General features: G+C 54.0%; 20 protein-coding genes. 12 read left to right on the forward strand and 8 right to left on the reverse strand.

Features of this window, described 5'->3' with window-relative positions:
• Window positions 1-250 precede the first annotated feature (250 nt).
• From CUN67_RS20755 to CUN67_RS20790, 8 genes are all read left to right on the forward strand, one after another.
• On the forward strand, window positions 251-1,396 hold the full coding sequence (locus tag CUN67_RS20755; RefSeq protein WP_208717355.1) for an FAD-dependent monooxygenase: 1,146 nt from the start codon (window positions 251-253) through the stop codon (window positions 1,394-1,396).
• Entirely contained in the window at window positions 1,396-2,217 is an 822-nt protein-coding gene (locus CUN67_RS20760) for an alpha/beta fold hydrolase (protein ID WP_208717356.1), read from the forward strand. Before CUN67_RS20755 ends, CUN67_RS20760 begins: the two co-directional genes overlap by 1 nt.
• On the forward strand, window positions 2,214-2,966 hold the full coding sequence (locus CUN67_RS20765; RefSeq protein ID WP_208717357.1) for a maleate cis-trans isomerase family protein: 753 nt from the start codon (window positions 2,214-2,216) through the stop codon (window positions 2,964-2,966). Before CUN67_RS20760 ends, CUN67_RS20765 begins: the two co-directional genes overlap by 4 nt.
• A gap of 11 nt (window positions 2,967-2,977) precedes the next feature.
• Complete coding sequence (locus CUN67_RS20770) at window positions 2,978-3,616, forward strand: N-carbamoylsarcosine amidohydrolase (protein WP_208717358.1); 639 nt, start codon at window positions 2,978-2,980, stop codon at window positions 3,614-3,616.
• A gap of 105 nt (window positions 3,617-3,721) precedes the next feature.
• Complete coding sequence (locus tag CUN67_RS20775) at window positions 3,722-5,032, forward strand: MFS transporter (RefSeq protein WP_208717359.1); 1,311 nt, start codon at window positions 3,722-3,724, stop codon at window positions 5,030-5,032.
• A 203-nt stretch (window positions 5,033-5,235) separates the two neighbouring features.
• Window positions 5,236-6,510, forward strand: a complete 1,275-nt coding sequence (locus tag CUN67_RS20780; protein ID WP_208717360.1) for a nucleoside permease — start codon at window positions 5,236-5,238, stop codon at window positions 6,508-6,510.
• A 17-nt stretch (window positions 6,511-6,527) separates the two neighbouring features.
• Window positions 6,528-7,550, forward strand: a complete 1,023-nt coding sequence (locus CUN67_RS20785; protein ID WP_208717840.1) for an ADP-ribosylglycohydrolase family protein — start codon at window positions 6,528-6,530, stop codon at window positions 7,548-7,550.
• The gene (locus CUN67_RS20790; protein ID WP_208717361.1) at window positions 7,537-8,517 is read left to right on the forward strand and encodes a PfkB family carbohydrate kinase; all 981 of its coding nucleotides are present in this window, start codon (window positions 7,537-7,539) and stop codon (window positions 8,515-8,517) included. Before CUN67_RS20785 ends, CUN67_RS20790 begins: the two co-directional genes overlap by 14 nt.
• Here the strand turns inward: CUN67_RS20790 and CUN67_RS20795 are convergent.
• The 3 genes from CUN67_RS20795 to CUN67_RS20805 form a co-directional block, all read right to left on the reverse strand.
• A complete protein-coding gene (locus CUN67_RS20795) occupies window positions 8,504-9,247 on the reverse strand; it encodes a GntR family transcriptional regulator (RefSeq protein ID WP_208717362.1) in 744 nt (247 codons plus the stop codon). The genes CUN67_RS20790 and CUN67_RS20795 overlap by 14 nt on opposite strands.
• Window positions 9,248-9,404: 157 nt before the next feature.
• Window positions 9,405-9,617 carry a hypothetical protein gene (locus CUN67_RS20800; protein WP_208717363.1) on the reverse strand — a complete coding sequence of 71 codons (213 nt, stop codon included), beginning with the start codon at window positions 9,615-9,617 and terminating at the stop codon, window positions 9,405-9,407.
• A gap of 218 nt (window positions 9,618-9,835) precedes the next feature.
• A complete protein-coding gene (locus CUN67_RS20805) occupies window positions 9,836-10,141 on the reverse strand; it encodes a helix-turn-helix domain-containing protein (protein WP_208717364.1) in 306 nt (101 codons plus the stop codon).
• Between the two features lie 429 nt (window positions 10,142-10,570).
• On the opposite strand from CUN67_RS20805, the gene CUN67_RS20810 reads away from it, so the two are divergent.
• From CUN67_RS20810 to CUN67_RS20820, 3 genes are read left to right on the forward strand one after another with little or no spacing between them, the layout of a single operon-like run.
• On the forward strand, window positions 10,571-10,990 hold the full coding sequence (locus CUN67_RS20810; RefSeq protein WP_208717365.1) for a hypothetical protein: 420 nt from the start codon (window positions 10,571-10,573) through the stop codon (window positions 10,988-10,990).
• Complete coding sequence (locus CUN67_RS20815) at window positions 10,920-12,938, forward strand: S-type pyocin domain-containing protein (RefSeq protein WP_208717366.1); 2,019 nt, start codon at window positions 10,920-10,922, stop codon at window positions 12,936-12,938. The genes CUN67_RS20810 and CUN67_RS20815 overlap by 71 nt, the downstream gene beginning before the upstream one ends.
• Before the next feature lie 9 nt (window positions 12,939-12,947).
• Window positions 12,948-13,199, forward strand: coding sequence for a bacteriocin immunity protein (locus CUN67_RS20820; protein WP_208717367.1), 252 nt, complete (start codon window positions 12,948-12,950; stop codon window positions 13,197-13,199).
• A 150-nt stretch (window positions 13,200-13,349) separates the two neighbouring features.
• Here the strand turns inward: CUN67_RS20820 and CUN67_RS20825 are convergent, their stop codons facing one another.
• On the reverse strand, window positions 13,350-14,552 hold the full coding sequence (locus tag CUN67_RS20825) for an MFS transporter (protein WP_208717368.1): 1,203 nt from the start codon (window positions 14,550-14,552) through the stop codon (window positions 13,350-13,352).
• Between the two features lie 120 nt (window positions 14,553-14,672).
• Here CUN67_RS20825 and CUN67_RS20830 point away from each other — a divergent pair, with 120 nt between their 5' ends.
• Window positions 14,673-15,281: a TetR/AcrR family transcriptional regulator gene (locus CUN67_RS20830; protein WP_208717369.1), complete on the forward strand. Its 609-nt coding sequence runs from the start codon at window positions 14,673-14,675 to the stop codon at window positions 15,279-15,281.
• 52 nt (window positions 15,282-15,333) lie between these two features.
• On the opposite strand, the gene CUN67_RS20835 is transcribed toward CUN67_RS20830, so the two are convergent.
• The 4 genes from CUN67_RS20835 to CUN67_RS20850 form a co-directional block, all read right to left on the reverse strand.
• Window positions 15,334-15,519: a tautomerase family protein gene (locus tag CUN67_RS20835; RefSeq protein ID WP_084881198.1), complete on the reverse strand. Its 186-nt coding sequence runs from the start codon at window positions 15,517-15,519 to the stop codon at window positions 15,334-15,336.
• An 89-nt stretch (window positions 15,520-15,608) separates the two neighbouring features.
• A complete protein-coding gene (zigA, locus tag CUN67_RS20840; protein ID WP_208717370.1) occupies window positions 15,609-16,832 on the reverse strand; it encodes a zinc metallochaperone GTPase ZigA in 1,224 nt (407 codons plus the stop codon).
• 131 nt (window positions 16,833-16,963) lie between these two features.
• Window positions 16,964-17,599, reverse strand: a complete 636-nt coding sequence (locus CUN67_RS20845; RefSeq protein WP_084881200.1) for a GntR family transcriptional regulator — start codon at window positions 17,597-17,599, stop codon at window positions 16,964-16,966.
• Window positions 17,600-17,694: 95 nt separating this feature from the next.
• Window positions 17,695-18,492 (reverse strand): SGNH/GDSL hydrolase family protein, encoded by a 798-nt coding sequence (locus CUN67_RS20850; protein WP_208717371.1) that lies wholly within the window; start codon window positions 18,490-18,492, stop codon window positions 17,695-17,697.
• Window positions 18,493-18,648: the final 156 nt, after the last annotated feature.

The following is an 18,648-nucleotide window of genomic DNA, read 5'->3' on the forward strand; positions in this document are numbered from 1 at the left end:
CGATATATTTGTTATAGACGTGTTGCGAAGAAGAGTGCAAGCATTTCTTTTTGTCATAAGAAAAGCCTATTTAACGCAGTGCCAATGCTGTGATTAACATCATGACATGCAGTTTTCACCACAATAACCATTGCAATTCACAAAAAAATAACGCCAATAATTATAGTGTACACACTCAATAATTTGAGCCGGAGTCGAAACGGATACCGCAGGTGTACCTTCAAATCAGCGTGAGTTTTGAGAGGAAAATATGAGCAATATGAAACGCATCGCCATCGTTGGCGCAGGTCTTGGTGGCCTCGCAGCGGGTTCGCTGTTACAGAAAGCGGGCTTCAATGTGCAGGTTTATGAGCAGAGTCCGGCGTTTTCGCGTCTCGGTGCAGGGATCCACATGGGACCGAACGTCCTCAAAGTGTTCCGTCGTATGGGGATCGAGCAGCAGCTGGAAGATCTGGCATCACACCCGGATTTCTGGTTCAGCCGCGACGGCGAAACCGGGGAATACCTGTCACGTATTCCGCTGGGGGAATATGCCCGCAAAGAGTACGGCGCGGCTTATGTCACCGTGCATCGCGGTGATTTGCAGGCGATGCAGATGACCAGCCTGGAACCGGGTTCAGTGCACTTCGGCAAATGCCTCAGCAGCGTTGAAGATAGCGGCAGCGATGTGGTGTTGCGTTTCCAGGATGGCAGCGAAGAACGTGCCGATATCGTGATCGGTGCTGATGGCATCAACTCAAAACTGCGTGAACATCTGCTGGGCGCAGAAGCGCCGACCTACAGCGGCTGGGTGGCGCACCGCGCGCTGATCCGGGGTGAACAGCTGCGCAAATACAACCTCAATTTCGAAGATTGCGTGAAGTGGTGGTCGGAAGATCGTCACCTGATGGTTTACTACACCACCAAATCACGCGACGAGTACTACTACGTTTCCGGGGTGCCGCATCCGGCGTGGGATTTCCAGGGCAGCTTTGTCGACAGCAGCCAGCAGGAGATGCTGGACACCTTCGGCCATTACCATCCGGTCGTGCAGGCGCTGATCGAATGCAGTGAAAATGTCACCAAATGGCCGTTGCTGAATCGCCAGCCGCTGCCGGTCTGGAGTGAAGGCCGCATCGTGTTGCTGGGCGACGCTTGCCATCCGATGAAACCACATATGGCGCAGGGCGCTGCGATGGCCATCGAGGATGCGGCGATGCTGGCGCGCTGTCTGACTGAAACCGGCCTGGAGGATTACAGCACCGCGTTCCGTCTGTATGAAGTCAACCGCAAAGAACGCGCTTCACGCGTGCAATCTGTCTCCAACGCCAACACCTTCCTGCGTACTCAGGAAGATCCCGCCTGGGTTTACGGCTATGACGTCTTCGCCGCGCCGTTGAAAAGCGAGGGGGCGTGATGAGCACTTTTGTCAGTGGTGGACAGGTCCAGGCGAACGGCATTCGCCAGCACTACCTGCGCTATGGCGGCAAAGGCCCGACGCTAATCCTGGTGCCGGGTATCACCAGCCCGGCCATTACCTGGGGTTTTGTTGCGGAAGTGTTTGGTCAGCAGTTTGATACCTGGGTGCTGGATGTGCGCGGGCGTGGTTTATCCAGCAGCGGCGAAGGGCTGGATTACGGCACCGAAAGCTGCGCCGATGACATCAACGCGTTTGCCAGCGCACTGGGGCTGACGCAGTACCATCTGGTCGGCCATTCGATGGGGGCGCGTTTTATTATGCGCGCAGCCGTCAAGCAGCCGGATGGCGTGCTGTCACTGTCGCTGATTGATCCGCCGGTATCAGGACCGGGGCGTCGTCTTTATCCTGGACAGTGGCCGTGGTATCAGGATTCGATCCGTGAGGCGGAGCAGGGCATGGATGCGGAAGCGATGAAAAAATATTGTCCGAGCTGGAGCGAAGAACAACGCCAGCTGCGCGCGGAATGGCTGCATACCTGCTATGAACCGGCGATTCGACGTGCCTACGATGATTTCCATCAACTCGATATCCATCAATATTTCCGCCAGTTGCCCGCCCAAACCCTGCTGATGGTGGCAGGCAAGGGTGGGGTGATCCTGCCGGAAGATGAGGCAGAGATCCGCGAACTGCTGCCCTCCATTACCGTCGCGCATGTGGAGCAGGCTGGACATATGATCCCCTGGGATGATTTTCCCGGCTTCTTTGCCGCCTTTGGTTCTTTCCTTGGCGCCACCCTGCAACCGGAGACCCAGCCATGACTCGTCAATATCGTATCGGCCAAATCGTGCCGAGTTCTAACATCACCATGGAAACGGAAATCCCGGCCATGTTACAGGCGCGTCAGCTGATTCGCCCGGAGCGTTTTACTTTCCACTCCAGCCGTATGCGCATGAAACACGTCAACAAAGATGAGCTGGCGGCGATGGATAAAGAATCGGACCGTTGCGCACTGGAACTGTCGGACGCGCAGGTTGATGTGCTCGGCTATGCCTGTCTGGTGGCGATCATGGCGATGGGACCGGGCTATCACCGCCAGTCACAGCAGCGCCTGACCGCGATCACACGGGAAAACGACGCACTGGCCCCGGTGATTAGCAGCGCCGGTGCGCTGGTGGACGCGTTGCACATCATGGGGGCGAAGAAAATCGCGCTGGTGGCGCCGTATATGAAGCCGCTCACCGAGCTGGTGGTGGATTACATTCAGCGCGAAGGCATTGAGGTAAAAGTCTGGCGGGCGCTGGAGATTGCCGATAATCTCGCGGTCGCCCGTCACGATCCCAGCAATCTGCCGGGCATTGTTGCTGATATGCCGCTTGATGATGTGGATGTGGTGGTGCTGTCGGCCTGTGTACAAATGCCTTCCCTGCCAGCGGTCGCCAAAGTTGAAGCGCAAACCGGTAAACCGGTGATCACCGCCGCGATCGCCACCACCTACGCGATGCTCAAGGCGCTGGAGCTGGAGCCGGTTGTCCCCGGAGCCGGTGCGTTGCTGTCCGGAGCCTGGTAAGGAGAAACGTGATGACACAAAGCGCCAGTGACAATTACGCCGGTGTCTGGGGCAACCGTATCGGTTTTGGTAAGCGTCCCGCTCTGCTGATGATCGATTTTCTGCAAGGCTACACCACCGAGGGCGCGCCGTTGTATGCGCCGGGCGTGGTGGAGGCGGTACGCGAATCAGAAGCACTGCTGGCGACGGCGCGCCGTTACGGTATTCCGGTGATCCACACCCAGATTCGTTATCACCCACAGCACCAGCGTGACGGCGGTATCTGGGTACAGAAAGCCCCGGTGATGCGTGACATGGTGGAAGGCAATCCACTGGCCGCATTCTGCCCGGAAGTGCTGCCGTTGCCGGAAGAAGTGGTGATCACCAAGCAATATGCCAGCGCTTTCTTTGGCACTGCACTGGCATCGCTGCTGGTGACGGAAGGCATCGATACCCTGATCATCGCGGGTTGTTCCACCAGCGGCTGCGTGCGCGCCAGCGCCGTGGACGCTCTGCAATACGGCTTTCGTGCCATGGTGGTACGTGAATGCGTCGGCGATCGCCACGCGGCTCCACACGAAGCCAACCTGTTTGACATCGACAGTAAGTACGGCGATGTGGTGTCCAAAGCCACCACGCTGGAGTATCTCGGACAGTTCAGCGCCCGTTAAGGGCGCTTATTCACCTGCACGGAGTGCGCACAAAGAACAGGTTTCGCTGGTAAGCGAAACGCATAACAACATGCCCATCAGGGTTTATTGCGCCCGGAGAAAATCATGACTGTTGCTACAACCCGTCCTGCTGTGCTGGCAGCCGAGGACACTGCCGCGATTTACCGCAAGATCACCTGGAAACTGATTCCTTTTCTCTGTTTATGTTATCTGGCGGCGTATCTGGACCGTATTAATATCGGCCTGGCGAAGCTGCAAATGGCGAGCGATCTGTCGCTGAGCGAAACCGCGTTTGGCCTGGGTGCCGGGCTGTTTTTTGTCGGATACATTCTGTTCGAAGTGCCGAGCAACCTGATTTTACAACGTGTCGGCGCGAAGATCTGGATTGCGCGCATCATGATCACCTGGGGTTTACTCTCCACCGCGACACTGCTGGTGCAGACGCCGATGCAGTTCTACATTGTCCGCTTCTTACTTGGCGCGGCAGAAGCCGGTTTCCTGCCGGGTGTGTTGTTCTATCTGACTAAATGGTTCCCCTCGTGGCGTCGCAGCCGCATCATCGCGCTGTTTATGATTGGCCTGCCGCTCTCCAGTTTAATTGGCGGGCCGCTTTCCGGCTGGATCATGGGCAATTTTCATGAGGTTTACGGCCTGCGCGGCTGGCAGTGGTTGTTCCTGCTGGAGGGCATTCCGAGCGTGCTTCTGGGCGTGATGACCTTCTGGCTGTTGCCGAACAGCGTGGAAAGCGCCAGCTGGCTCAGTGAAGATGAAAAACAGGCGGTGCAACGTGAGCTGGCGGCTGACGAAGGCGAAGCGAAAGGGGTGAAACATCGTCTGCGCGATGGCCTGCTGAATATCCGCGTGGTGATGCTGGGGGGTATCGATTTCTCCATTCTGCTGAGTGCTTATGCGATGGGCTTCTGGATGCCGACCTTTATTAAAAACGCCGGAACCACTGATATCGCCACCATTGGCTATCTGACGGCGATCCCCAGCCTGGCGGCGCTGATCGGTATGCTGGCGATTGGCGGCAGTTCGGACCGCATGCGTGAACGTCGCTGGCATATCATCGTGCCGTTTATTGTTGGTGCAGCGGCGATGGGAGTCAGTACCTTTTTCTCCCATAACGTGATGATGACGGTGCTGCTGTTCTCTGTCGCGCAGGCGATGATCATTGGTGCCGTGCCGGTATTCTTCAGCTTGCCTGCCACCTTCCTGAAAGGCACGGCGGCCGCGGCAGGGTTCGCGCTGGCCTGTTCTATCGCCAACATTGCCGGGCTGGTCAGTAACTCGGTGATGGGAATTGCGCTGGATCTCACCGGCAGCGGCAACGGCGCGCTGTGGTTCTTTGCGGCTTGTCTGTTGCTGAGTTGCCTGCTGGTTATCGCTTTACCGGCGAAACTGGTTAACCGTTAATTTTCTTCCCTGCTAAAACCTGCGCGATAAATCGCGCCGCTACCGGTACGCACTGGCCCGTAGCGGCGCGATTTATCGCGCGTTTTTGTCTGTTAACCATCGGTTAAAATTATGTGGGTTAGGTCAAACTATCAGCTAATGGTATTATAAAGGTATTGTTACTGGTGTTAGATTGGTTCTACCAACACCGGGGAGTGAGTTCGATGAAAAATACAATGCCAAAACTGTCGTTCATGATGTTCCTTGAATGGTTTATCTGGGGGGCATGGTTTGTGCCGCTCTGGGCCTTTCTTAGCAAAAACGGTTTTACGCCGATGGAGATCGCCTGGTGCTATGCCTGCACCTCCATCGCCGCCATTCTGTCACCGATCCTGGTTGGCTCACTGGCCGACCGCTTCTTCCAGGCGCAGAAGGTGCTGGCGCTGCTGATGATCGTCGGGGCGATCCTGATGTTCTTCGCCGCGCAGCAGACCCACTTCGGTAGCTTCTTTCCGCTGCTGCTGCTTTACGCGCTGACTTATATGCCCACCATCGCTTTAACCAACAGCATTGCCTTCTCCCATGTCGGCGATGTGGAGCGTGACTACCCACGCGTGCGTGTGATGGGGACCATTGGCTGGATCGCGTCCGGCATCGCCTGTGGTTTCCTGCCCCCGCTGCTGGGCTTTGGCGATATCTCCGCGAGCAACGTGCCATTGTTGATCACCGCCGCCAGCTCGCTGGTGCTGGGTATCTTCGCGTTGATGCTGCCTGCCACCGAACCCAAAAGTACCGGTAAGTTCAGCCTGCGCGTGGCGCTCGGTCTTGATGCGCTGCATCTGCTGAAAGATCGTAGTTTCCTTGTTTTCTTCGTTTGTTCGTTTCTGTTCAGCATGCCGCTGGCGTTCTATTACATCTTTGCCGAAGGCTACCTGACAGAAGTGGGATTGCCACACGCAACCGGTTGGATGACGCTCGGCCAGGTATCGGAAATCTTTTTCCTGCTGGCGCTGCCGTTCTTTATCAAACGTTTCGGCATCGGCAAAGTGCTGCTGCTGGGGCTGGTGACCGCTGCGTTACGCTATGTGTTCTTTGTGTTTGGCGGCGATCAGAACCTGCTGACTTTCGGCCTGCTGTTTATGGGCATCCTGTTGCACGGCGTCAGCTATGACTTCTACTTCATCACCGCCTACATTTACGTGGATAAGAAAGCGCCGGTGGCGATGCGCAACGCGGCACAGGGGTTGATCACGCTGGCCTGTCAGGGCATCGGCAGCCTGCTGGGTTACCGCCTCGGGGGCTATCTGATGCAGGAGATGTTTGCTTACGACAAACCGCAAAATGGCCTGACCTTTAACTGGGCCGGGATGTGGATGTTCGGTAGTGTGATGATTGTGATTATCACCCTCGCCTTTATCACGCTGTTCCGCGATGGCAAAAAACGCAGTGAAGAATTAACCGCTTTTGAGACTTCAGCAGCCGCTGAAAGCCATAAATAAGAGAAGTGAAGATGACAATGACACACCAGGAAAAACGGATTTTGGGCGCCTTTTATGGTCAGGCACTGGGCGATGCGATGGGGATGCCGTCAGAACTCTGGCCGCGCAGCCGCGTGAAACAGCATTTTGGCTGGATCGATCGCTTTCTGCCCGGTCCGGCTGAAAATAATGCCGCCTGCTATTTTGGCCGGGCGGCCTTTACCGACGACACCTCAATGGCGCTGGCGCTGGCTGACGCCATCATGACCCACGATGGTGACATCAATGCGGAAACCATCGGTGCCAATATTTTGCGCTGGGCGGAAGCGTTCGATGCCTTCAATAAAAATGTGCTGGGGCCGACGTCGAAAATCGCGCTCAATGCGTTGAAAGCCGGGACACCCGTGACGCAGCTGGAAAATAACGGCATGACCAACGGTGCGGCGATGCGCGTTTCGCCGCTGGGGTGTCTGTTACCGGCGCGTGATCTGGCAGGCTTTATTGATGCGGTGGCGCTGGCTTCCAGCCCCACGCACAAATCCGATGTAGCGATTGCCGGTGCCACGGCGATTGCCTGGGCCGTCTCGCGTGCGGTTGATGGTGCGAGTTGGGCAACTATTCGCGATGAGTTGCCGTCCATTGCCCGCGCAGCCCAGGAGAAGCGCGTGACCACCTTCAGCGCCTCCATCGCCGCGCGTATTGAGCTGGCGTTGCAGGTGGTGGCGCAGGGCAGGGGTATCGAATCCACCTTGCAGCAGATTTACGATCTGGTCGGTACCGGTACCAGCACCATCGAATCGGTGCCAGCCGCCATTGCAATGGTGGAACTGGCCGCCTGCGATCCCAACCGTTGCGCCATTCTCTGCGCCAATCTGGGCGGTGATACCGACACCATTGGTGCGATGGCGGTGGCGATTTGTGGGGCATTGCAGGGGATTGAGGCGATCGATCCGGCATTAAAAGCCGAGCTGGATGCGGCCAACAAGTTGGATTTCACCCGCTACAGCAGCGCGTTCAGTCGCTTCCGTCAGCAGCGTGAGGCCGCCTATGCTGACGCCTGATTGCCTCACGCGGTTGACAGCGCGTCTGCCGGTCTGCGTCATCGGGGCGGCGGTGGTTGACGTGATTGCCGATGCTTATTCGCTGCCGCATCGTGGCAGCGATATTGAGTTGCAGCAGCAGGGTGTCAATGTGGGTGGTTGTGCCCTTAACGTGGCGATTGCCTTACATCGGCTCGGCATTCCGTCGCTCAATGCCTTGCCGCTGGGGAAGGGGATCTGGGCCGGGATTGTGCGCCAGAAGCTGGCAGAATATGGCATCGAAAGCGTGCTGGAAACCGCGTCCGGTGATAACGGCTGGTGCCTGGCGCTGGTGGAACCGGACGGGGAACGGACCTTTCTTTCGGTGAGCGGCGTAGAAAATCAGTGGGATGCGGTGCTGCTCGATGCCTTACCACAACCGGAGCATCGCTGGATCTATCTGTCGGGCTACCAGCTGACCAGTAAAAGTGGCGAGGTGTTGATCAGTTGGCTGGAACGCCAGGCGCTACCTTATCAGCTGCTGGTGGATTTTGGTCCGCGGCTGGCGGATATCGCGGATGCCGATTTTGCGCGCATCATAGCGTTGAAACCACTGATTACAGTGAACAGGCAGGAGGCGGAACTGCTGTGGCAGGAGCGTCTTGGCGCAACGGAAACCTTCGATGCGCACAGCCTGCTGACGCGCTGGCAGCAACGGTTTGGTGGCGCGATGGTGGTGCGGCTCGACAGCGACGGCGCGGGCTACAGCGATGGCGTGACGCAGGGCTGGGTTCCGGCACTGGTCACCCACGTAGTGGACACCATTGGTGCAGGCGACAGCCATGCTGGCGGTTTACTGGCCGGACTGGCTTCCGGCTGGTCACTGGCTGACAGCGTTGCGCTCGGCAATGCAGTGGCGTCTTATGTGGTATCGCAGCGCGGCGGTGATTGTGCACCGGACCTGGCGACGCTGACGACTTACTGGCACCAGCGGCTTACTCAGCAATAAACACGTACATATCGCTACGGCAGTAGCTGATGCTGTACTCCAGCGGATTGCCTTGCGCGTCGAGTGCCAGCTGCTTAATCACCAGCACCGGCACATTGGCGGGCAGGGCGATTTGCTGTTGCAACGCTTCATCCGGCATACGTGCGCTGACGCGGCTCTGCGATTTTACCGGCAGAATTTGCTGCTCGCGAAAGTAATCGTACAGCGAGATGCCGATATCATCCGCATCGGCAATCAACTGGGTTGATACCCACGACTCCTCCACGGACACCGCCTGTTGGTCGACATAGCGAATGCGTTTCAGCTGCCAGACATCGCTGCCGCTGCTCAGGCCCAGTTTCTCTGCAATCTCGGCGGTGCAACGAATTTTGCTTTTGTTGATCCACACGGTATCGGGCTTTTTGCCACGCAACACCGCCTGCTGCGAAAGTCCCTTCGGTTCTTTGAGTGAATACTCAAACTGGCTGCAAATTTGCGTGCCATAACCGCGTGAGCGAAACACCACGCCCTCTTTTTCCAGCTCATCCATTGCTTTACGAACCGTAATGCGCGAGATCCCCAGCGACTGGCTGAACTCGCGCTCACCCGGCAGGATCTCCTCATGGACCAGTACGCCTTCGCGCACGGCATCTTTAATCGCGGAAGCAAAGCGCTTGTACAGGGGGGTTCGGCTCTCATCCGCCAGGATGGATGTAAGCCGGGCAAACAGGGAAGTGTGTTGATTGGTCATACGCAATCCAGAAAACCGCAGATCGGGCTATGATACTGAAAATTCGATGGCTGCGAAGCGGATTTGCGCTGTTTCGGCGTCGTTTCGGTTGTGGATGGGTGCGGTGTTATCTGACGAGCAAACGAGCCGCACCTGAAGTTTTATTTACCATGAACCATTAAGGGCCATGATTATCACTCACCGCCGGTAATTCATCCGTGGATTTATCTTTCCATTTATCGCCTGAGTTTGAGCAGCTTGAATCATGATTCTGCCCAATTTGCAGGCAGACTTCTGAAGAATAATTCCCGTAAATCGGGGAGTTGTTTTGGCAACCTCCGATAAGGGATATCATCGATGCAGCAATCGTTAAAAATAAGGTTGGTTTCATATTATGCCTTGCTAGCGTATTCAGAATAACAGGAGTGAAAATGATAGGTGTGGGTGGCATTAGTAACGAATTATTTATTTTTAATTTTAATCACTTCAAGGGAGTTAAATTTTTAATGTCTTGATAATGAGGTTTGTTGAGTGACTTCCCTGGTGTAATGAAATGACTATCTTAATGTTCTTTTTATATTGTGGTGACTAATGTAACAGTTCATTCCGTTAATGCATCTTTTTTAAAATAGCTAACCTGCATATCCTGGACATCAATCTGGATTTAATGAACAATGTTAGCGTCCGTCTGCTATGTGAAAGCATACATCCTTCTTTAAGTGATGATCTTAATATCACTTCTCCATCTGCTTCGAGTATTTTCTTTTTCACTTTGAAGGTAAGTTGGGAAAGATTGTTCTGCGATGTTACCGCTTCTCTGCCGGGCCAGATGTGTTCGATAACAAGGTCGGCAGGGACTATTCTTCCTTTGTGTTGAGCAAGCAGATAATAATAAGAGAACTCCATCTTTGTCATTGGTAACTCCTTATTTTTTAAGTAAATTGATTTGCAAAAATCATCAATGATTATAAACACACTTTTCTCCTTTAGCGGACGCACATTTGTCCCGCTGTGTAAAGTACGATCTCCCGGCCTGATGTGCAATTGTTCACCCCTCTAATAATTTACTTATTTTATGTGTTGATGATGTCAAAGCATTGACATTATTTGTGATGTGCATCCGATAAAACTTACGACATCCGCTAATTAATTGGACAGACTAGTCACCTGATTATTTTTCGTGTCGCCTTTGATAATGAGATTAACCCATGATATTTTTTTGTTATCTAAATATCCGCCGTATAATAATCATATTAATGATCGCTTATTTTAATCTTTTCTTATTGTGAAGACTGTTTTTCTATCGAATGATGTTCAACGCAACGCATCATCCGAAATTTCAATGTGACGGATGTGATTGTTGCATGTGTGAATAACTCACTTTTGGAGAAGTTTAATTTAAGAGGATATTTTATGGGTAATGGATTTGATAACACCCACAACAACCAATTCGGTGACGGAGGTCGCGGACCGACCGGTGGTGTTAATACGGGCGGCGGCAATGCCGGTTCTGGAAATGCGGGTGACAGAGGTTATGGCTATTGGTCATATAACCCAGGCAAACCCGAAATGGTCATGGTCAATGGTGAACAACGCATTCAAATAACCGGTGGCTGGAGTTGGGTCAGTGATGATCATCTCCACTGGTCCGACGGTAATGACGGCGGCAATAGTAATGATAATTTGCGCACCAATGTTACGGGAAAAAGTACCTTCCGGTTATCGTGCTGCGGTAGATGGTTATATCTATATGGTGTCCGTTGACGGTAATGACGATATCGTCAGCGTCAGTCTCTATTCCCGGCCACTGAATTCCAGCCGGCAGGAATGGATGAAAGGAGAATCAACACGTCAGGAGCAGGCTAAGGCACTGGCTCAGGAGCAGATTAACCTGAAGAAAGCCATGGAGGCGGAAGCTGCACGTAAAGCAGCAGAAGCCGCCGCTGCGGCTGAAGCACAACGGCAGGCCGAAGAGGAGGAAAGGCGTCGTCAGGCGGAATGGGATGCAGCGCATCCCGTTGAAGCTGCCGAGCGGGATGTTAATAACGCATCAGCAACCGCAAACGCCGCCAGCAACCAAATCAGCGCTGACAATGCACAGATCAACAGCAACAATGCGGAGATCAACGTACGTCAGCCCAGATTGGATCAACTGAATGGCGAAATTGCCCAATTGCGTGAGGTCTGGGCCTCCATGATGAAGGCAGGGGACACGGCACGGGCTAATCAGTTCCATAAATCGCAGATAGATCCGCGACTCAATGAAAGGGAGCCGCTGCAAAGTGCCGTGGATACCTTACAGGCACAAAATAACGCGTTAAGTCAGGATGTTGCAAACCAGACGGCAACGCTCAATAACGCTAATCAGGCGTTGCAGGATGCGCAGGGACGTTTGCAACAGGCGCAGGCTGATGCGGAAGCTAAGCGGCAGGCAGAACTCGCCCGGCAGGCAGCCGAAGAAGCGCGTGTTCAGGCTGAACGCGAGGCGGCTGAACGGGCCAAAGCCGAAGCGGAGGCGCAGGCACAAGCTGAGGCTGAGGCAGCGCTTGAAGCTGCTCGTTCAAAACTCGAAGAACCGAATGTTTTTGGTTTTGCTGGGTTTCCTACCGCCGCAGCTATTACTGCTCCGCTCACGTTTGCCGAGACGGGACTGGGTGGTTACGCGCTGGGTGAAGCAGCCGCTGCCGCTGCATGGGGCACTGTCCGTACCGTCCTTGCTGATTTACTCGGCACTATTTTGGCCGGGAGTGGTGTTGGTGCAATGATTGCCGCTGTCACTTATATTCCGGGGGCGGGTGAGGGCAGCGACCAGGTGCCTGGTCGTGATGATATCAATATGTTCCTTTCGGCAATGCCCGGTGAAGCCATCAACCTGCCTGATGAGCATGAGTTGCTGGCTGCGGCGGCGGATGACGGCTCGGTTGAAATGTCGGTACGCGGCCGCGTCTACTTCAGCGACGGACTGCTAAAAACCTACCTGGTACGCACAATAAATCCCAGCCGGGTACGGGTATTGAGCGCGACGATGGATGCGGTGACAGGGTTGTATAGCGTCACAATTCCGGCGGAGAGTGGACTGCCTTCGCGAACCATTCTGGTCTCGCCAGAAGGTGCTCCGGGATATCAGGGGCTGCCGCCACTGGCTACACCCGCGCACAACGAAGCGGTGCCAGATAATACCGGCAATACCGCTCCCGGCGTGATCAGCCCGTCGGTGGAGAGTTTCCCACAAGCCGATGATCTGGATTTCCGCGACGCTATACTTATCTTCCCGGCGGATTCCGGGCTGGCCCCGGCTTACGTCATGCTGCAAAGTGGTCGGGATTTGCCGGGAAAAGTCACTGGTACCGGAGCTGATGTGGAGGGAACGTGGTTAGCCGGGGCAAGTGAGGGCTTAGGCTCACCTGTACCGACCCGCATCGCTGATCGGCTGCGCGACCGTGAATTTAGCAGTTTCGACGCGTTTCGTAAGGCGTTTTGGCAGGAGGTGGCGGCGGATCCGGAACTGGCGGCGCAGTTTTCTGATTTTATGCAAGGTCGAATGAAAAATGGTTCCTCTCCCCGAGTAAGAAATGGGGAAAATGCTGGCAAACGTGTCACACACGATCTACATCACGTTGAACTGATTTCAGAAGGCGGGGAGGTCTACAACGTAGATAATATTCGTGTAGTCACACCCAGAAACCATGTCGAAATTCATAAAGGTCAATGAGGAGTTCAAATGGAACGTAAGGAAAAGTTTGAAGATTATACGGAAAAAGAATTTACCAACCTTCTGGAGGAAATTTATGAAGGAAAAGGTGAAGAAAGCTATCAGGATGAGTTAGTTGACCTTGTCTGTTCTTTATCTGAACATCCGGATGGTTCTGATCTTATTTTTTATAACAAGGATAAACACATCACACCAAAAGGTGTTGTGGATGAAATAAAAGCATGGCGTGCCGCCAACAATAAACCTGGTTTTAAATCCTGATGTGTAAAGCAAATCGCTGAATATTAAGCGAGCATGGCCGGAACGTTGAAATAGGCGGTCCGGCCATGATGACACATAATATGCCAGTCTTTAAATCTGGACCCAGGTTAATTCATCGGGTTTATACCGTTACGATTATTGACCGTTAAATCACTGGCTGGTTGTCAACTCTCTGCGGGCTGCCGGGAAACCATGATTTCCGGCGCGCAACGCGATGGTAAACGCCGCCAGCAATAAAACGATCAACGCCCAGGGAAAGGATTGGCTCCCGACATGTTTCAGCAATAATCCCCCCACCAGGCCACCCAGCGCGATAGCGCCGTTCCAGGTCACCACGTTCATGGAAAGTGCGACATCAGCATGTTCCCCTGCGGCGTCTGCCAGTGCCGTCTGCAACAAAGTAGCCGCACCGCCAAATGTCAGTCCCCAGACGCCGATCCCGACCAACATCACCGCCGGAGATGCGGCACCGATGGCAAACACCAACGCCACAGCGGCAAATACCGCCAGAGACAGCAACACGGCGTTGCGCAGGTGGCTATCGATAATCCGTCCCGTGATATAAATCCCGCCCAGCGCCGCCAGGCCAAATATCAGCAAGACTACGTCAACTCTTGGGGCTAACCCCGCAGGCGTAATAAACGGGGCGATGTAGGTATAAAGAATGTTGTGCGCCAGCATCCAGGTGAGAACGACCCCGAGCACCGAACGAACACCCGGAATCAACAACACCGCACCGATACGCATTTTTTGCGCTGCCGAGCTGCCCGGATAATCCGGCACTGCCAGCAGGATCCAGCCCATCAGCAGCACAGATAACCCCGACATCACCGCAAACGTCAGACGCCATCCCAAAAACGCTCCCATCCAGGTGCCCGCCGGTACGCCTAAAGACAGCGCAATCGGCGTGCCGACCATCGCCAGCGCTAACGCCCGTCCCTGCAACGATGGCACCACCATTTTTCGTGCATAACCTGCGAGCAGGCTCCAGGCGAGTCCGGCGGATGCCCCGGCAAGGAAGCGGGCCGTCATGATCACCGCAATGTTGCCAGAGATGGCTGTCAGCGAATTGAAAAGCAGAAACCCACCCACCGTGCTGAGCAACACCAGGCGACGTGACCAGGTGCGGGTGATGATGGTCAGCGGGATGGCTGCCAGCAATGAACCGGCTGCGTAAGCGGTAACCATCTGTCCGGCGAGTGAAGGGGAAATATGCAGTCCGGCGCTTATCTCCGGCAGCAGCCCGGCGGGAATCGTTTCGGTCAGAATGCAGATAAAACCCGTCATGGCCAGTGCCAGCAGGGCAAGGATGGGCAGGTGCTGGGCCGGTTCAGCCCGATGGTTTTTCTTCATAAATATAGCCTTAGCGGTTATTAATTAATATATCGATCGGTATATATATATTGAAGTGGGGTTGCTGCGATTGTCAATGAGTTATGTATCGATTAGTATGTATGTAGTGGAGGAGAGAAGATGAGAACAGGCCGACCAAGACAGTTTGACCGGGACGAAGCGGTGATTCATGCCATGCACCTATTCTGGGAAAATGGTTACGAGTCCACCTCGCTCGCCCAGCTCAAGGCAGCAATTGGCAAGGGGATTACTGCGCCAAGTTTTTATGCGGCCTTTGGTTCCAAAGAGGCGCTTTTTCAGGAAGCGGTGGGTTGCTATCTGCGCACGCATGCGCAGGTCACGGAGTCATTGTGGGATGCGGCATTACCGCCGCGTCAGGCACTGGAAATGGCGTTGTTTAACTCCGCCCGGATGCAGTATGAACCCAGTCATCCGCGCGGTTGCATGGTGGCATTGGGCGTGATGTCCTCATGTTCGGAGGAAAACCGTCATCTGCTGCAACCGCTGAAGGATTCACGGCGGCGTACCCATGAAGGGATAAAAAATTGTTTTCAGCGCGGCATTCGTGCGGGTGAACTGAGGGATGATGAGGCGACGCTGGCGCTGGCGGTAAGTTTCAATAGCTTCCTGCTGGGGATATCAACGCTGGCGCGCGATGATGTGCCGCTCGCGGAAACGGAACGTGCCATCACGCAGATGATGAAACTGTGGGATGCGGCCAGAATCTGACACAACAAAATGCCTGCCCGTTTCAGGTAACGGACAGGCAGTTCAGCGTCAGTTAGCGCTCGTCAAAGGGGATGCCGCCCTTCGATTTGTTCTGCAACGGGGTTTCCACAATCGATACCACCACCGCATTCTTGTCGATCTCAAAAGATTCCGACACGGCAGTGGTGATGGCTTTCAGCAGTTTCTTTTTCTGTTCAACAGAGCGGCCTTCCGCAGCATAAACGACAACTTCTGGCATAACGTCTTCTCCTGTAAGGGTAATTTTCGTCATTCAGCATACTCCTGACATGAGCAGAAAGACGTAGCCAATTGTTGCTTTCTGTACCTTTATGCGTCCACCGCATCACGCTCAAACCATTCCGGTACCGGATCGGGCAATTTCACCCAGCTTGCCGGACCTGCGGCCATCTCGGCTGGCGTCAGCAGGGCGTGATCCAGTGCGCTCCGTACCTGGTCTTCATCCATCTCAATACCGATGAACACCAGTTCCTGGCGTGCATCGCCGATACCTTCCTGCCACTGTTGGGCAATAAATGCCAGCGATTCGGTATCCTGCGGCCAGCGTTCACGCGGGATACTGGCCCACCAGTGTCCGGCATATCCCTGACGCGCCACGGCTCCGGCCTGTGACCACATCGCCGCGTATTCCGGGCGGCTGGCGAGCCAGAAATAACCTTTCGAGCGGATCACGCCCTCCAGCTGGTGATTCACGGCATGCCAGAAGCGTTGCGGATGGAATGGGCGGCGAGCGCGATAAACAAAACTGCGGATACCGTATTCTTCGGTTTCGGGCTGATGTTCGCCGCGTAATTCCTTTAACCAGCCGGGAGCCTGAGAGGCGGCATCAAAATCAAAGCGACCCGTTTCCAGCACCTCACTCAGCGGCACCTGACCAAAGCGGGAAAACACCATGTGCGCGCGAGGGTTAAGGGATCGCAACATCGCGTGTAGTGTTTGCTGATCCTCTGCATCAATCAAATCGGTTTTATTCACCACCAGTACATCACAAAACTCAATCTGATCGACCAGCAAATCGACGACCGACCTTTCATCGGCCTCACCCAGCGACTCGCCTCGTGCCTGTAGCGAATCGGTTGAACGGTAGTCGCGCAGGAAATTAAAGCCATCCACCACGGTGACCATGGTATCGAGCCGGGCAAAACGTGACAGGCTCTGGCCGTCTTCATCCTCAAAGGTGAAGGTTTCTGCCACCGGCAGCGGCTCAGAAATTCCGGTGGATTCGATCACCAGCTGGTCGAAACGGCCTTCCTGGGCCAGACGTTTCACTTCCAGCAGCAAATCTTCACGCAGCGTGCAGCATATGCAGCCATTACTCATTTCCACCAGCTTCTCATCGGTGCGCGACAGCTCCGCACCACCGTCTCGCACCAGCGCAGCATCAATGTTCACTTCCGACATATCATTGACGATCACCGCTACACGGCGGCCTTCCCGGTTATTGAGAATATGGTTGAGCAGCGTGGTTTTACCCGCGCCAAGAAAACCAGAAAGAACGGTAACGGGGAGACGTGAATCTGAATCGAGCGGCATAGCATTTCCTCTGAATTACGTATTGATATGTTATAACATAACAATAATAACCCAGAGATGACAAGGGAGATTGTTCGGGGAGGGTAAAGGGAAAGGGGGAGACGCCGGGCGATGACCCGGCGACGACGGGATTAGAGCAAACCCCAGTAGGCACCAAATTCCGGCAGGATATGGCCCTGTAAAGCCACCAGCGCACTGTCGTAATCGTTGTTGCGTAGCGCGGTCACAATGGTGACGTGCTGATTCCATGAGCGATGCATATGCTCATCATTGCTGCCGAGATAGTTACGGATGGTCGCCATGCGCGATGAAATCAGCGTGTAGGCTTGCTCCAGATAGGGGTTCTGGCACCAGGTAAACAGCGCCTGATGGAACAGGTTATCCAGCCGGATGTATTCCACAGTGGAGCCGTTGTTAATGCAGAACTCCATGTTATCGAGTATCGCCGAAATCTCCTGCACCAGCTGCTTCGGATTCTTTTTCAGCGCCAGCTCCATCGCTTTGGATTCGACATAAAAGCGAAATTCCAGCAGATCCTTAAATTCCAGATCGTTAAGGCTAAACACAAAGGTGCCGCTCTTTGGTTTGATCTGCACCAGACCTTCGCTCTGCAAGCGCCGCAAGGCATCACGGACCGGGGCTTTGCTTGCCGCTAAACGGGTGGCGAGGGCTGACTCTGAAAGCTTTCCGCCCATTGGCAGCGAGCCATTAACGATCATGTCCTTGATTCGTTTGTACACCACATCTTTCAGAAGATCCTGCGCCATAGTTTTACTGTCTGCTCCACCACTAATCGGAGCAGTATGTATACCAGAAATGCAGCCATTCGGACATGAGGTAAATCGCGCTCCGCACAGCCAGATTAACGTTTAGCCGTCTGCTCGTTATCAGCGTTATGTCGTCGTCCGGCGGCCGCTAACTCAGGACCATAATTTGCCACCAGCACCGAGAACGTTTCCTGGGCCTTGATGCGATACAGCTCCTCTGAGGGGTGAATACAGTCAGGTGACAGTAACGATTGCCAGTCTTTCATCTGCAAAATACGTTGATACTGCCTGACCAGCGGCACGGATTCCGCGCGTGCCACGGCATCAAGTTTGCTGACATAAGGCGCGATATGCCATTTCTCACCGCCGCCGCAAATAGGATGTGGTTCCTGAAGGATCACTTCTTTTCCTGCTTCGCGAGCAATATTCACGAGTTGCGTCATTACCGTAGTGTATTTATCCGGGCTGACACGATAATCCGGCTCAATATCCCGAAAATGAAAATGGCGCGCATCGTTAGTCGCAAAATTCAGCAAAATGATCCTGGCAGGGGATTTTTTCATTTCTTCACGCCAGCTTTTATTGTTTTTATAGAAATACTTTCCATTTAAAAGGTCCATGGCTTGCGATGAAGATGCACCTTTGTTGACGACGGAGATACCCGCGCCGTATTTTTCTTTGATGAATTGGTTAATAAGGCCTATTTCGTTATTTTTTATGAAAACAGGATGAACCTTACCGTTTTCCCGGACCGCCATCGCTCCCTGAGTGCTCGAACCACCGTAAGCTTCAATAATAAAATTATTATTGGTAGTGCCAGTGGCAGATATGGCCGGGTTGATTGCTGTGCATGATGAGAAAAATATTCCAATGTGCAACAGTTTCGCTTTCATGACGATTGCGCCTTTAGTCACGGGATATGAAAGAATTTAAGATTGTGAGTATATATGCCATATGACGGCAGCTGAAGTGCCATCAGAAGACTCCTAAAGGATTTTAAAATAAATTACTTCAATGAAAAATTAAGATAAAGATCTTATTTTGTTTAA

Origin of the sequence: Pantoea cypripedii (assembly GCF_011395035.1) — a bacterium.
GTDB classification, from domain to species: domain Bacteria; phylum Pseudomonadota; class Gammaproteobacteria; order Enterobacterales; family Enterobacteriaceae; genus Pantoea; species Pantoea cypripedii_A.